Below are 15,730 nucleotides of genomic sequence, written 5' to 3'. Positions count from 1 at the left end.
AACAGCTAGACCATAAATCCTGCCACGCTGCCAAGGGCTATCGACTATTTGAACTGAGATATCAATTAATACACCACATCAAATGTCTGTCCATCAAAAAAATTGCTGCTCAGCAACCAAATCTGCCACAACAGCAATTAACCCTCGATCTTAAAGAACGTAAAAGTATCACAACTCCCCTATTAGTCTGTCTTGGAAATTGTGTTCTGCAAATGATTTCGTCATTATCTGCGAAATTTTTCCAAAATGACTTTTTGGTGATGTGCCCCAACCCGGTAAATCGGTAAATAAATACCGGTGGCAGTGGCACAAAGTACCAGAATCAAAACAATAATTTCGCCATGTTGCCAATGCAAATGCTCGGACCAGGAATAAAAAGCCGATACAAAGTTTAACCAGCCACCTAAAGATACAAAATACCACGCCGTCGCTTTATCTAAAAAACTCATCGCGGTCCGAAATTGGTTCTCATCGCCATTAATGACATGTTTGAGGATTTTTAAGGCTCGCTGTTTTTCCAAATAAATCTTCACTGGGGGCAGCAACCAATACCAGGGAGAAATTTTACCCGATAATTGACTACTTTGGCTAAAATCTTCCAAAAAATGCTCATAATCATATAATTCAATTAATCCTTGGTAGATAGGAAAAGTAAATAACAACCATTCTCCCAGCACTTCAAAAAAATCAATAAAAATATCCATGTTTGACCTTCTTCTAATGAATGAACACAGCAAAGTCTCTTTCAGTGGCTGTGGACACTAGAATTTGACCACTAGGGAACTACTCCAAAATCCTTCTTGTGGTACTATTGCCATCATTGTCGCCATTGGCGGCTGAAGCTTTACTCGGGATGGCTTTTTTGACCCTTGATTAACATAGTAATGGTCTTTTTAATTAGTTGATCTTCTACCGTAATTATACCATTACGTAATAACATCCCGTAGCCATTTAAAAAAGCCCATGCCTGCACGTATAATTCTTCAATAGTTACTGCCAATTGGTATTGTTCAATTAAATTTTTTAATATCAGCCGAATTAAATCAAAGATATTAACTACTGCTTGACCCCCTTTTAAAAAATCGTGTCCATTTTCAATCTGCGAATTATACAGAAAAAAATCCACTAAATAGGGCTCATTCACAAAGTAATCTAACAAGATTTTCGCCACGCCATACAGGGCTTTTTTGGGATTGGAATCGACTAAACCACCTACTTGATCATAAATATTAATATAAATTTGCGTTGATATTTGATCAAAAACTGCATAAAACAATTCGCTTTTATTACGAAAATGTTTGTAAAATGCACCTGTAGTTAAATGCAGTTTACTCATTAATTTACGCAGTGAGATACTTTGATAACCCGCAGTTCGAATTTGTTTGATAGCTAAGTTGATGATCCGCTGACGAACATTACGTTTATCCATTAATCAACACTCCCTTTCCCCTAGCTAACCTAATTGACCCGGATTATCATTTTTGGTTTTTGAGATTATTGATTGAACGAGTAAAGTACCCCTTTCTAATTTATTAGTGTCCTTGTCAAACTAATATAATATACTATGGAAAAACTTATTTATAGTTACAATATATTATTTTAGTAATACTTATTTTATAATAGTAAATATTATTGCACTTTGAGCTAAAAAATACAAATCTCTTTATTTAATAATGAAAAATAGTAAATTTTTTACATGAATAATATAACATTTTTTATTAAATAATAATCAGAAGCTACGCCTAATATTAACACTAATAGGTTTAATTTTTATAATAAAATGCACTTAAAAATATTAACTGCGCTGACCTTGCACGTAATTACGGTGTTTCAGCTTCAATAAGCATGAACATAATAATCAAGTTCTAAAATTGTAAACCTTTGAGCCTCCGATTATTCCTAAGACCAAAAAGCCCCTAAAGTTAAACTTTAGGGGCTGACAATGAACCACTTATTCGGGAGCAACGGTGGCCAAAATATGATCCGCTAAGGCTTGCAAACTTGTCAGATGGTGTTGCTTCAAGGCTGCTGGCAAAGCTGTAATAATTTGTTGACAAGCATCTGCTTGGCCATAATTAGCGGAACCGACTTGCACGGCATTCGCACCAGCAATAAACATTTCTATAACATCATCGGCTGAAAAAATGCCTCCGACACCAACAATCGGTAACCGCGAAACCGTTCGTACTTGCCGAATCATCCGAATTGCCAAGGGATGAATGGCTTTGCCAGACAAGCCGCCTGTGCCGTGCGCTAAAAGGGGCTGGTGGGTATCCAAATTAAAACCCAAACCAGTCAATGTATTAATTAAAGTTAAGCCGGCAGCTCCGCCTTGTTCCGCCGCTTGGGCAATCGTGACAATATCGGTCACATTGGGCGTCAGCTTCACAAAAACGGGCTTGTTAACGGCTGTCTGGACAGCATGAGTTAATTTTTTTACGATCTTAGGATCAGTTCCAAAAGCCAGCCCTCCTTGCTCCACATTCGGACAAGAAATATTCAGCTCTAACCACGCCACATTTGGTACGGCAGCTAGTTGTTGGGCGACGGTCACATATTCATCTAAGGTACTTCCCGCTACACTACCGACAATCGGTAAATCCGGGTAGTGTTGGGCCAGCCAGGGCAATTGTTGGTGACAAACACTTTGAATGCCGGGATTTTTCAAGCCAATCGCATTGAGCCAACCTGCACTAGTTGGGGCCGTCGTGGGTCGTGGATTCCCGGCTCGTGGTGTTTGGGTGGTAGATTTAATGACAAAGGCCCCTAAACAATTCAGATCCATATGTTGCGCCATTTCGCGTCCGTAAGCTGCAGTGCCGCTAGCGGGCATAACGGGATTTTTTAAAGTGATTTGCGGTAATTGAACAGCTAATGAATTCATCGAAACCTCCTATAATGCTTGGGTCACAAAGGAACGTGACTCTAATACTTGTAAAATGGCGGTGACTGTATCTAAAGCGGTAAATAAAGGTACGGCGTGGGCAATCGCCGTCTGGCGAATCAGGGCACCATCGACAGCACTAGCTTTTTGAGTAGAAATGGTATTAATGACTACTTGAATTTGATGTTGCTTAATTTGATCTAATAAACCGGTATCTTCCGTAATTTTAGCTACCGGTTGTACCCGCAGACCAGCTTGCTTGAAAGTGCGGGCGGTCCCTTGCGTAGCTACTAATTGATAACCTAGTTCATGAAAACGGCGTGCTAACTGGACCGCCTCGCGTTTATCTTCATCTCGGACAGTAAACAATACGGTTCCATGCTGCGGTACATGAATTTTAGTGGCTTCAAAAGCTTTATATAAAGCCTTGGCTAAAGTTTGATCGGTTCCCATTACCTCGCCGGTCGATTTCATTTCCGGGCCTAATAAGCTATCGACTTGATTTAATTTGGTAAACGAAAATACCGGAGCTTTAACATGCACTAAAGATCCCGCCTGTACAAGCCCGGAAGAATAGCCTTGATCCTGTAAACTATCTCCTAAAATCACACGGGTGGCTACGCGCGCCATCGGAATATTGGTCACTTTACTGAGAAAAGGTACCGTCCGACTGGCTCGGGGATTGACTTCAATGACATAGGCTTGCTCTTTTTGAATAACAAATTGAATATTCATAAGTCCTTTACAATGTAAGGCTTGGGCCAGTTTTTCAGTGTAGCGGACAATCTGCGCTTGCACTTTGGCTGACAAAGTTTGACTAGGATAAACCGCCATAGAATCCCCTGAATGGACCCCAGCTCGTTCAATATGTTCCAAAATACCGGGAATTAACACAGTTTGGCCATCACAAATCGCATCCACTTCACATTCTTGACCCACTAAATACTGATCTATTAAGACCGGATGTTCATGTGAAACTTGCACGGCATTAGCCATATAGTATTCTAAATCGGCCGCCCGATGGACAATTTCCATCGCCCGACCTCCGAGAACATAACTTGGACGAACCAACACCGGATAACCAATCTGCTCCGCAATTTTTAAGGCGCCGGCTGGATCATTAGCCGTATGACCTTGTGGTTGTGGAATCTGCGTTGCCTTAATTACTTGATCAAATTCATCCCGATCTTCAGCCCGATTCACATCTGCGACAGCAGTCCCTAAAATTTTGACCCCGTGTTGAGCTAAAGGAGCTGCCAAGTTAATCGCTGTTTGGCCGCCAAATTGCACAATAACCCCTAAAGGATGCTCTAAATCAATCACATTCAACACTTCTTCAACCGTTAAGGGTTCAAAGTATAATTTGTCTGAAATGGAAAAATCCGTCGAAACCGTTTCGGGATTATTATTAATAATAATGGCTTGATAACCTGCTTGTTGAATCGCCTGCACGCAATGAACAGTCGCATAATCAAATTCCACTCCCTGGCCAATTCGAATTGGTCCGGAACCTAGGACTACAATCGTTGGTTGCGAACTAGGCTGACTCTCATTTTCCTGCTCATATGTGCTGTAAAAATATGGCGTAGCGGCCGCAAATTCTCCCGCACAAGTATCGACCATTTTATAAACAGGCTGGAGCTGATGTTGTTGGCGCACTTCTCGAATCTTTTCACTGGAAGTCTGCCAACAACGAGCCACGCTCGCATCACTAAAACCATACTTTTTAGCTTGTGTTAAAACTGCTAAATCTTGGGGATGTGCTTGTAATTGCTGCTCGATTTCGACTATATGCAGTAATTTATCCAAAAAGAACAAATTAATTTGCGTGAGTTGATTTAAACGCTGCAGAGAATAGCCCCGCTTTAAAGCTTCTCCCAGATAAAATAAGCGATCATCTTGCGGGTGTATCAAACCGTGTTCTAATTCGGCAGCAGTTAAAGATGATAAATGAGCATCAGTAAGATCTTGGGAGTCAATCTCTAACGAACGAATGGCTTTGAGCGTTGCTTCTTCGAGATTGCGCCCGATGGCCATCACCTCGCCGGTCGCTTTCATCTGTGTGCCCAAAGTGCGATCAGCTTGGGTAAATTTATCAAACGGCCAGCGTGGAATTTTACAAACTACATAATCCAATGCCGGTTCAAATTCTGCTGAAGTGGTTTGGGTGACCGGATTGGCAATCTCATCTAAAGTCAAACCGACCGCGATTTTTGCGGCTACTTTGGCAATCGGATAGCCGGTAGCTTTGGAAGCTAAAGCACTTGAACGACTCACGCGCGGATTCACTTCAATGACGTAATATTGATAGCTATTAGGATCTAAAGCTAACTGGACGTTACAACCACCCTCAATTTGTAGTGCTCGAATGATTTTTAATGCGGCATCACGCAGCATTTGTACTTCCCGATCAGTCAGTGTTTGAATCGGTGCATATACAATCGAATCACCGGTATGAATCCCAACCGGATCAAAATTTTCCATATTACATACGACTAAGGCATTATCGGCATGATCCCGCATTACTTCAAATTCAATTTCCTTAAAACCGGCAATACTTTGTTCCACTAAGATTTGTTGGACCGGTGACAAACTCAAACCATTAGCAGCAATGGCTTGCAATTCGGCATCATTGTGCGCAATTCCGCCACCAGTACCGCCCATCGTAAAAGCGGGCCGTACAATCACGGGAAATCCTGTTTGATCTGCAAAATTTAACGCTTCTTCAACAGTGGTGGCTACAGCAGAATCCGGGACAGGCTCTTTTAATTGTTGCATCAGGGTTCGAAATTTTTCCCGATCTTCAGCTTGATCAATCGCGCTTAATTTGGTACCCAATAATTCAATATTCAATTCTGACAGAATTCCCGAATGGGCTAATTCCATTGCCATATTCAACCCTTGCTGTCCGCCTAATGTGGGTAAAATCGCTTGGGGTAATTCCTTCCGTAAAATTTGGGCTACAAATTGTAAAGTCAATGGTTCAATGTAAACACGATCGGCAATTTCTTTATCGGTCATAATCGTAGCTGGATTGGAATTCACCAGAACTACTTGATAACCTAATTCTTTCAAAGCCAAACAAGCTTGGGTACCGGAATAATCAAATTCTGCCGCTTGGCCAATAACAATCGGACCTGAACCAATAACCATTATTTTTTGAATATCTGTACGTTGCGGCATTAATTTGTCTTCCTTTCTGCTTGTTTGGCCATTAATTGCATAAAATGATCAAATAAAAATTGCGTGTCGTGCGGCCCGGGAGCAGCATCAGGATGATATTGCACAGAAAAGGCCGGAAATTGTTGATGTTGTAACCCCTCCACCGTGTGATCATGTATTTCTTCTTGCGTTACCGTTAAATTGGTCTGCTTGAGCGATTCTCGGTCAACGGCATAGCCGTGGTTTTGGGCTGTAAAATAAATACGGCCGCTTAATAAATCGCGAACCGGATGATTAAATCCCCGATGTCCGAACTTCAATTTAAATGTATCGGCCCCATTGGCTAGTGCAAATAACTGATGTCCTAAACAAATACCAAATAGAGGTATTTTTGTTTGTATGGTTTGAATCATGGCAAGCGCGGCGGGCACATCCTTGGGATCGCCGGGACCATTACTTAATAAAACACCGTCCGGATTTAATGCTAATACTTGCTGCGCGGTAGCCGTGGCAGGTAACACGGTAAAATTACAATGACGTTGTGATAATTCGCGTAAAATTGAATATTTTAAACCAAAATCAATAACCACGACTTTATGGCCGGTATCAGGACCTGGATAAGGATTTTTCGTTGAACTGCTCCAAACTGGATGACGATCGGGCGTTTGTTGTTGTAATTGCGCGACGGTATCTGTCGTAATTTGATCGACCAAAGCCGCTTTTAAAGCTCCTTTTTGCCGAATATGACGTGTGACGGCGCGCGTATCGATGCCTTGAATGCCGGGAATATTGTGGTCAGTTAAGTATTGATCTAGCGTGCGATCTTGTCGCCAATTACTGGGACATCTGGCTAATTCATGCACTACGACACCTGCACAAGTCGGCTGAATTGATTCATCGTCATCACGATTAATGCCGTAATTGCCAATTAACGGATAAGTAAACATTAAAATTTCTCCATTATAAGATTGATCTGTAATGGATTCTTGATAGCCCGACATGCCGGTATTAAACACTAATTCCCCTACAGCACTACATTGGGCGCCGAAAGCGTCACCGGGATAAATCGTACCATCTTCTAAAACCAAATAACGCTGCATCACTTTGCCTCCTGTTGATAAACCCACTGTCCGTGAACCATTGTTGCTTTAATTTGTGCTGCAACCTTCCTTCCAATAAAAGGTGAATTTTTGCCTTTGGATAACATGTTTGCCGCAGTAATCGTCGTCCAATGATTTAAATCCACTACTGTCAAATCCGCCGGGGCACCGATGGCTATGCGCCCCGCTTGTGTTAAATGAAAAATCCGGGCCGGTTGGGTACTCATCCAATTAACTAACTGCGCTAAAGAACATAAATTGGATTGAACCAAAGAGGTGTATAACACTGCAAAACTAGTCTCCAGTCCAGTAATACCAAATGCCGCTGTAAGCATCGATCCCTGTTTATCAAGTTTTGTATGCGGAGCATGATCCGTAGCAATGCAATCAATAGTACCATCCAATAAACCGCTCAAAAGGGCCTGTCGATCGGCCAAGGTACGTAAGGGTGGATTCATTTTGAACAACGGATTATCCGTAGTAATCATTGATTCGTCTAATAATAAATGATGGGGCGTGACCTCCGCCGTAACATTGACACCACGCTTTTTAGCTGCCCGAACTAATTCCACACTCGCGGCCGTTGATAAATGACAGGCATGATAATGCACCCCTGTTGCGGCAGCCAATTCTAAATCCCGTGCCAATTGCGCAGTTTCACTGACAGCCGGAATGCCTGGCAAATGCAGCTTTTGCGCTGATAATCCGGCATTCATTACGCCTCCGTGCGCTAAACTGTCGTCTTCAATATGTGCTGCAATCGGCAAATGCACTTGAGCGGCCGCTTGCATCGCCTGATACATTGTCGCGGCTGTTTGAACTCCGGATCCGTCATTACTAAAGCCGCAAGCACCAACTTGTTTTAAGGCTTTAAAATCCACTAATTCGTTGCCTGTCCGTTGACGAGTAATGCTGGCATATTGCTGAATATGGATGCACCCTTTTTGCTGATTTAACTGCTGCATTTGCAACCAGCGTTGCGGGGTATCCGGAACGGGCTGGACATTAGGCATCGAAAAGACCGTCGTATATCCCCCATGGGCGGCGGCCAAGCTACCCGTAGCAATAGTTTCTTTATCGGTATAGCCCGGCTCACGGAAATGTACATGCACATCTACAAATCCAGGTAAAATGACTTGTCCTGCTATCGATACGACTTGGTTTTGGGAAGCCGGTATTTCCGGGGAAATATCTTGAATCATCCCGGCATCAATTAACACATCGGCTCGTTGTAATTGTCCTGCTATTAAAACATAGCCGTTTTTTAATACTGTTTTCACCAAATTAATTCCTCCAATTGAGGAGCTGCTAGCAGCTGTTGACTTTGTAAAATCTTGGCTAAAATCGCCATCCGCATGTACATCCCATTGTGCATTTGTTGAAAAATCCGAGATTGTGGGGCTTCCACCAATGCAGAATTGATTTCTACTCCGCGATTAACTGGTGCTGGATGCATAATAATCGCTTGCGGTGGTAATAAAGCTAGCCGTTGCGGGGTCAGACCATAGCGTTGATAATATTGTTCTTCTTGAAAATTCGTTTCCGTGGCCGTACTTAACCGTTCATGCTGGACGCGCAGCAGCATTAAAACGTCCACTTGGGGCAATAATTGATCGATATCGGCGACATAAGTCCCTAGGGGCGCTAAATCCTGCAAAAACCACTGTGGCGGACCACCAAAGAACAACTTTGCCCCTAAACTGTGCAATAATTGAGCATCAGAGCGAGCCACACGCGAATGTGCCAAGTCCCCGACGATGGCGACGCGCAAGTCGGCAAAGTGTCCAAATTCCTCAAAAATTGTTAGCATATCCAATAATGATTGCGAGGGATGTTGTCCACTGCCGTCACCCGCATTGACAATACTTAAATCTAACTGGGCTTGTAATAATTTTTGATAATACTCATTTTGTGAATGACGAATCACGGCAATATTGACGCCAATGGCTTGAATTGTTTTCAAAGTATCTAATAAGCTCTCGCCTTTGGTCACCGAACTGGTGTCTGCTACAAAACTTAAGACTTCAATCCCCAATCGCCGCTCGGCCATTTCAAAACTGGTATGAGTCCGCGTACTATTTTCAAAAAACAGATTCATTGCATACGCCGGATGGACCAATTGAATCTGTGCTCCTTGTTTAAAAGCCTGCGCTAACTGCACATAATGCGATACAGCGGCCGGTGTTAATTGTTCTACGCTGACTAAATCATGCATCATTGCGATATGCCCCTTTTCCAATCCACAAAAAAACATCTAGCGATCTTGCCAACTTGTTCGCAAGAACCTAGATGTTATAAGTTCATTTCCACTAGACTCGCAAACCGATTTGTTTCTCACGGAAAACAATTAATTGGTTTAGCTTTCAAATATTTAAATTATGGTCATTCTACTGGAAGTGAGCTTGTTTGTCAAATCAAGATTAAATATTTTGCTTTTTTTAAACGATATGCGTTAAAAATCGCAAGAAGTGACAGAGGATAGACATTATAACTTCTCTCTTTTCTTATTCAATTGATAGTTTTTTGCTAATACTTTTACGAATTGTACTGCTGGCGTCCAACTGTCGTCATCCCAATTAATGCAGCACAAAAAAATCCACCCTCGTCCAAGAACGGGATGGATTTCACATGAGAGGTTCAACGATAAATAGGCAATCTATCATTCTTCATCAGATAGAGGAGTGGTCCATTGATAAAGTCCTCTCAACTCAGTACGGAGGTGAAGTTGGCCTCAATACTTGTTTGCTATTTTAGACGTTTTAAGAAAAAATACAAGCATTTTAGTAAATTTTAATGATTCTCCAAGAAAAAAATTATCAATAAGTTCTATATCATTTATTTAAACATAATGACAATTGATATTCCCCAAGTTGACATTACCTTGCAAAATAATTTGCACACCATCAGTATAAGTGACGGGTTCTTCGCGGGGTAAATTAAGATTGCCACCCACGAATCCCAATTGATTAACTATGGGATAGCCCGTAGGAACATAAAGTTCAATGTTACTCATCTCAGAATTAATATCAATGACTACATCATTTTCTAATTCGGTATTCTCCAAGTATAATTTGACGCCGGACATAAAGGCGCTGACTTTTACTCGGCGTAAATCGACATTTTTTAAATAGCGAACACAATTCATCAAATGCGCCTTAATATCGACTATTCCTGAATCGTGCATGAAAGAACTCGCAGTTGTACCTCGGGATTCTGCTCCTAAACCCGTAGTTTGACGACGGCCATGACGGTGACGCCACATAGGCCATTGCCAACGCCAAGGAGCTAAAAGAATCGTTAAGCCAATTTGTAAAAGGAGCGCGATACTTAGTATCACCCAAGGCGAAATGAAGCCAATTTTCAAAGTGGCAGCATTAATAATAATTAAAAAAGCTAACGAATAAACCGTCCCCGCAATAGATAAATTCACGATACTCCAAATAAAGATCACCGCTAATAAAACTGTTCCAAAGAATTGGCCGCCATCAAATTTAAGGGGAGTAAATTGACTTACAATTAGTAAAATTGCGGCGCCAATAAAAAACAACCCCCATAGGTTGGCACAAGTGCGTCTCATCTTGATTATCCTCCTTGTAATTTGGGTTTCAGCACCAGACAGAGCAGCCCGACCAAAAACATAAACTAGCCTGGAGGCCGGATATAATGCAATTAAGGTGTTAGAACAAAGTATTGTCCCGGGCATATTTCTGACAGCTTCCAAATAGTCGATTGCAATACGTTTCAACTTGGCAGACAGTTTTTGACTTATTCAAATCACCATTATTAAGTTCACTAGATTAGCTAATCCTAGGTTCTGGTACTAAACATATATTAGGAATCATAAATAAAAAATTTTGTACTAAGAACTTAGAATGCAACTGAAGAAAATAAAAGCACCACCAGCCGCTTTCACCAAGCGATATTTGTTAATAATTCTATTGTTTAATGTTCATTGGCTTACCCATGCCGCTCCAAACGCAGTTTTTTTGAATCAAATATAACTAACTTCTACGCAAGGCTCCTTTGTTTAACGTCCTTAATTATCTTTTAGTAAACCACGTTGTGTAAATCACGTCAATATTAACTATCAATGTCCGCTGATTTATTTAGTGCTATCCAAGGAAGAACACTAACAATTCCGGTCACTACGTAAAATATTGGCATCTGGATTATTTTTGTTTAAAAATAAATATTTTACTAAAAAGGTAGTTAGCGATTACCACTAAGATGTTATCAATGATTTTGACAAAAAAGCTATTTCCATGAAGATAGCCAATCCCGATAGCCACCACCACGACATCTAATAAATAACTCAAAATGCGAAAAAAGAAAAATGAGCCTAGTTCACGCCAAACACCTTGGGAACTCGTTTGATGGGAATTGAACACGAATAACTTATTAGTTACATAAGCAAAAATTACTGATAATAACCAAGCCCAAAAAGTTGCGACTTGATAGCCCACCCAATGCGTCCAAGTATATAAACTATAAAAAACTACTAAGTTAATTAAAGTCGTTAAACCGCCAAAAAAAAGATATGACCAAATAGTCCAATACGCTTTCAGCCATTTGCGTATTAATTGCATTACTTTACCTCGCTTACTGATTTTTGAATTTGTAGGCGGAATATTTCCTCGGAAATAAAGCCACTAATTGCCATTGTTTTTATTATGATGGACGGTAATAACCGGATCATCCACGGTGCCTCCATAACTACGGATTTGATTAATTAAATTTTCTAATTTTTGCAGCTGCAGCTCTTTGTCTGCGGCGTTATTATCATATGCTGTTTGTACTCGTTGTAGTTGAGTAGAATATTGTCGCATTAAGCGATCTACCAAACTACGCCGTTTGGCATCACGTTGTGCTTGAATTTGTTGCTTTTGCTGTTCGAATTTAGCTAACCGTCGATTTTCTTTTTGAGCCTGTAATTTGGCCTGCGTTAAGTTGAGCTTACTTTGAAGTTGCATGATTGTTTTATTGAACTCATTTTTAGCTGCCATGCGTTTGACATTTTCATTTTTATAGCGGATTTTTTGTAATTCCGCCACTTTGTCATCATATTGCGATAATTGGGTGAAAGGCAAACTGGTATACCGTTGTAAAGCTAATTCCACTTGCTTTTCCCGCTGCCGTTCTTGTTTTTTGGATAGATGATAAATTAACCGATAATCTAAATTATTTAAACGCATCTGATTAGCATTAATTTGGGCACTGTTAAAAGCAACATAATTTTGTTCAATGATCTGCGCTACCGTTTTTTGATTGGCATTATTACGGACAAATAAATAATCCCCTTCACGCCGGATCGTATTCGGCATCGGAAAATCAGTTTTGGCTTCTTTGAGGTAATCCACTAATAATTGTCCTTCGGCTTTAAACGTTTTGATTGGTAACTGCAATTCTTCGGCGGTTAAAGAAGTTTGGTGATCATACCCGGTCCAATTAGCAATGGTAAAGCTGGGGGTCATGCCGACAAAATAACTATCATTATTGTTATCGGTCGTTCCAGTTTTTCCAGCGACATACGGATAATTATCTAGCCGCGCTCCTTTACCGGAACCGGAATTAACCACGCTTTGCATCGCATTAATCATCATATAACTGGCATTTTTGGAATAAACTTCGGTTTTCAGATGCGTATTTTGATAAAGCCAGCGATTATTGACAGTATCGTAAATACTCCGCAAATTACTTGGTGACACAAAACGCCCTGACCGTGCAAAAGAACTATAGGCAGCTGCCATTTCGGTCGTCGTGACCCCTTTAGTAAAGCCCCCCACTGCTGTGATGGGGTTTTTGTCAGCAGGATATAATCCGGAAAATTCCATCTTGCCGAGATCATTATAAAAGGAATAGTCTTTATCGTTTGCCGCTAATTTAAAAGCAACAGTATTAATGGAATCTGCCAAAGCCGTTCGTAAAGTGACCGCTCCCCGATAGCCGGAATACCAGTTATGGACATTAGCAATCGGCCCATCAATAACTTTACTTTGCGGGAAATATCCCCGCTCAAAAGCCGGTGCGTAAGCAATAATCGGCTTAGCTGTCGATCCTGGTTGTCGAAAAGCATCAATTGCTCGATTTAACTGATCACCGTCAGTCGTCCGGCCCCCAACTAAAGCCAACACATCGCCACTACGATTATCAACGATCGTACTGGCCACTTGCGGTTCTAATTTCCCATCAGCATCGCGAGTTTGATATTTAGTGTACTGAGCTTGCACAGCAGCGACCACTTTTTGCTGCAAATCACGATTAATAGTGGTTTGAATGATAAAGCCACCCTTTAACAATTCCCCATAATACTTTTCATAAGCTTGGGTATACTGATTTTTATAGTTAGTTTTGGCTTGATCATCCGCAAACAAATACTGCATTTCAAAGCCATGTACGGCCATTAATTGCTTGACCGCGTTCGAGACTGCATAATTTAAAGCATAATCATGAGAAATATCATTATCATATTGAAAATTATGAATTTTTAAATTTAACGGTTGTTGGGAATACTTCGTAAATTGAGCCGCAGTAATCAATTTTTGCTGTTTCCAAGTATACAAAATGGTATTGCGGCGGTTCCGAGCTGTTTGCGGATGTGTGACCGGATCGTAAAGAATTTGATTATTAGGAATTCCAATTAATAGAGCAGCCTCACTATAATTCAAACGTGATTGGGGTTTGGAAAAATAATAACGGGCGGCGCTGCCAATGCCATAACACCCGTGACCCAAATACACATCATTGAGATAAAATTCTAAAATCTGCTGTTTGGTGAACTTTTTCTCTAAACTCTGGGCAACGACCATTTCTTTAATTTTTCGATGAAAATTTTGACTTTGATCTTTGAGAATCACATTTTTAACTAGTTGCTGCGTTAAAGTCGAACCACCCTGGATCTGGCGGCGCAACACCAACTGCACCATGGCTCGTAAAACTCCATAAAGATCAACACCATGATGTTGATAAAAACGACGGTCCTCACTGGCCACCATTCCTTGGCGCACAATGGGTTTAATCTTTGTAAACGAAATGTAGTTAGCTTGACTATGAGTTAACTTCTTCATGACTTTGCCTTGATTATCCTTAATTACTGTCGGTTGCTTAGGATAGAAAGTTTGCTTAGAGACTGTGTCACTGATTAAATAACCATCGGTAATATCTTTTTTGAGCGCATTAACGCCTTGGTGCAGTTTCCAGCCGCCCCAAATGAGCCCCACAAGAAGGCAAAGCCAGCCACAATATTTGATGAGTTTTCGTAGAGGGTGTTGTAAAAAATTATGCCACCAATGACGGAAGTTATTGGTCATGTTGACTCCTTAACTGACATATAAGGTAATGCCATCGTTTACCGAACTAATGAGTGATAATAAATCGCCACTACTAATGGTAATTGTATTATTTAATGTACTGCCTGCAACAATAAAGCCTAAAGTCGATCCATTATTAAAGAGAATCGCTGTTTGAAAAGCGGGATTGTTTTTGAGCCAGAAAATCGGGCGTGCCTGATTAAAATCTGTTTCTGTATTCGTTTCAGAACTTATATTAGTTGCATCAGCTACATATTGCCCAAAATTATCTTGACCTGGTTGCGTTACTATTCCCGCAGTGCTCGGCGGATTAGTCACTACTTTAGCAATTTTATAACTCCCACTAGCAATCGAACTAGCTTGGACTGCCATCGCTGCTGAAGCAGCCGTATAACGATCACCCTTGCGCTGCATTAAGGTTAAAGTTTTTTGTGCGGAGGCATAAAAAAGCACGTTGGTCGCATTAACATGGTTATTCATCAAATCCTGACTAGCTTGATCCATTGCTTTAAAACTATCTAAAATAGTAACTTTGGCCGGCGTATAACTTTGACTCAAAGGCGCATTTTTAAGAGCTGCCAGTTCTGCTTTTTCTTGGGCCCGTTTCGTCGCATCCTGATTTTTTTGTTGTTGACGAAAGGTTTTGGTTAAATCTGCCACCTGCGGTTGCCAAGTTTGTTTTAGCCGTCGATTTTTAATTAGTTTATAATAGGCATTAGCTTGAGAAACCTGTTCAAAAGACAATGTCAAGGTTTCCTGATGATAGGTGCGCAAAAGAGGACGCAAAAATTTTACTGCATCTTGCGTTTGATCATACCAAATTCGAATCTGATCTAAGTGATTTTTTTGACGCTGATAGATCGTTTGATTACGCTCTAAGAGTAAGCGATTATCAGTTTGATCTAACTTCGTGGTGTTAACTTGATTTGCATAATAAAATCGACCATCATAATAACGTCGAATAGTCTGATCGTTTTGCTGGCGATTATGGGCTAAAAATAATAATCGCGTCAGGCCCTTTTGAGTCCGCTGATTAAAAACTAATGCCCAGCGATCTTTTTGGGACCAATTTTGTAAGTGTTGGATACGCGTTAGTTGCGCATTAGTTATCAGGGCTCCTTGTTGCTTGTTTTGATATTGCGAATTGATAAATTTTTGCGTGGCTACATTCGCGCTCACATGTACCACACTACCCACCAGCAAAAAAATTGCAATAATCACTATGGTGTAGGCACTGCGTCTTAAAATAAGGATAAACCGGTTCTTGAGTTTCATTA

General features: G+C 40.9%; 11 protein-coding genes. All 11 read right to left on the bottom strand.

Annotation, left to right across the window (positions count from 1 at the left end; translation table 11 throughout):
• Positions 1–224 precede the first annotated feature (224 nt).
• Positions 225–704, bottom strand: coding sequence for a hypothetical protein (locus JG30_RS00145; RefSeq protein WP_046315124.1), 480 nt, complete (start codon positions 702–704; stop codon positions 225–227).
• Between the two features lie 140 nt (positions 705–844).
• Positions 845–1,429 carry a TetR/AcrR family transcriptional regulator gene (locus JG30_RS00140; RefSeq protein ID WP_046315122.1) on the bottom strand — a complete coding sequence of 195 codons (585 nt, stop codon included), beginning with the start codon at positions 1,427–1,429 and terminating at the stop codon, positions 845–847.
• 522 nt (positions 1,430–1,951) lie between these two features.
• The gene (locus tag JG30_RS00135) at positions 1,952–2,884 is read right to left on the bottom strand and encodes a dihydroorotate dehydrogenase (protein ID WP_046315121.1); all 933 of its coding nucleotides are present in this window, start codon (positions 2,882–2,884) and stop codon (positions 1,952–1,954) included.
• Positions 2,885–2,893: 9 nt separating this feature from the next.
• Positions 2,894–6,067 (bottom strand): carbamoyl-phosphate synthase large subunit, encoded by a 3,174-nt coding sequence (gene carB / locus JG30_RS00130; protein WP_046315119.1) that lies wholly within the window; start codon positions 6,065–6,067, stop codon positions 2,894–2,896.
• Positions 6,067–7,146: a carbamoyl phosphate synthase small subunit gene (locus tag JG30_RS00125; RefSeq protein WP_046315117.1), complete on the bottom strand. Its 1,080-nt coding sequence runs from the start codon at positions 7,144–7,146 to the stop codon at positions 6,067–6,069. The genes carB and JG30_RS00125 overlap by 1 nt, the downstream gene beginning before the upstream one ends.
• A complete protein-coding gene (locus JG30_RS00120; RefSeq protein WP_046317073.1) occupies positions 7,146–8,426 on the bottom strand; it encodes a dihydroorotase in 1,281 nt (426 codons plus the stop codon). Before JG30_RS00120 ends, JG30_RS00125 begins: the two co-directional genes overlap by 1 nt.
• Positions 8,423–9,364, bottom strand: a complete 942-nt coding sequence (locus tag JG30_RS00115; RefSeq protein WP_046315114.1) for an aspartate carbamoyltransferase catalytic subunit — start codon at positions 9,362–9,364, stop codon at positions 8,423–8,425. Before JG30_RS00115 ends, JG30_RS00120 begins: the two co-directional genes overlap by 4 nt.
• Positions 9,365–9,985: 621 nt before the next feature.
• The gene (locus JG30_RS00110) at positions 9,986–10,723 is read right to left on the bottom strand and encodes a hypothetical protein (RefSeq protein WP_046315113.1); all 738 of its coding nucleotides are present in this window, start codon (positions 10,721–10,723) and stop codon (positions 9,986–9,988) included.
• A 592-nt stretch (positions 10,724–11,315) separates the two neighbouring features.
• Positions 11,316–11,732 (bottom strand): GtrA family protein, encoded by a 417-nt coding sequence (locus JG30_RS00105; RefSeq protein ID WP_046315111.1) that lies wholly within the window; start codon positions 11,730–11,732, stop codon positions 11,316–11,318.
• Positions 11,733–11,795: 63 nt separating this feature from the next.
• Positions 11,796–14,453 carry a transglycosylase domain-containing protein gene (locus tag JG30_RS00100; RefSeq protein WP_052725135.1) on the bottom strand — a complete coding sequence of 886 codons (2,658 nt, stop codon included), beginning with the start codon at positions 14,451–14,453 and terminating at the stop codon, positions 11,796–11,798.
• Positions 14,454–14,462: 9 nt separating this feature from the next.
• The gene (locus JG30_RS00095) at positions 14,463–15,728 is read right to left on the bottom strand and encodes a hypothetical protein (RefSeq protein WP_046315108.1); all 1,266 of its coding nucleotides are present in this window, start codon (positions 15,726–15,728) and stop codon (positions 14,463–14,465) included.
• Positions 15,729–15,730: the final 2 nt, after the last annotated feature.

The sequence above is a fragment of the Bombilactobacillus mellifer genome (genome assembly GCF_000970795.1).
GTDB classification, from domain to species: domain Bacteria; phylum Bacillota; class Bacilli; order Lactobacillales; family Lactobacillaceae; genus Bombilactobacillus; species Bombilactobacillus mellifer.
This window is presented reverse-complemented; position numbering and strand designations above follow the sequence as displayed.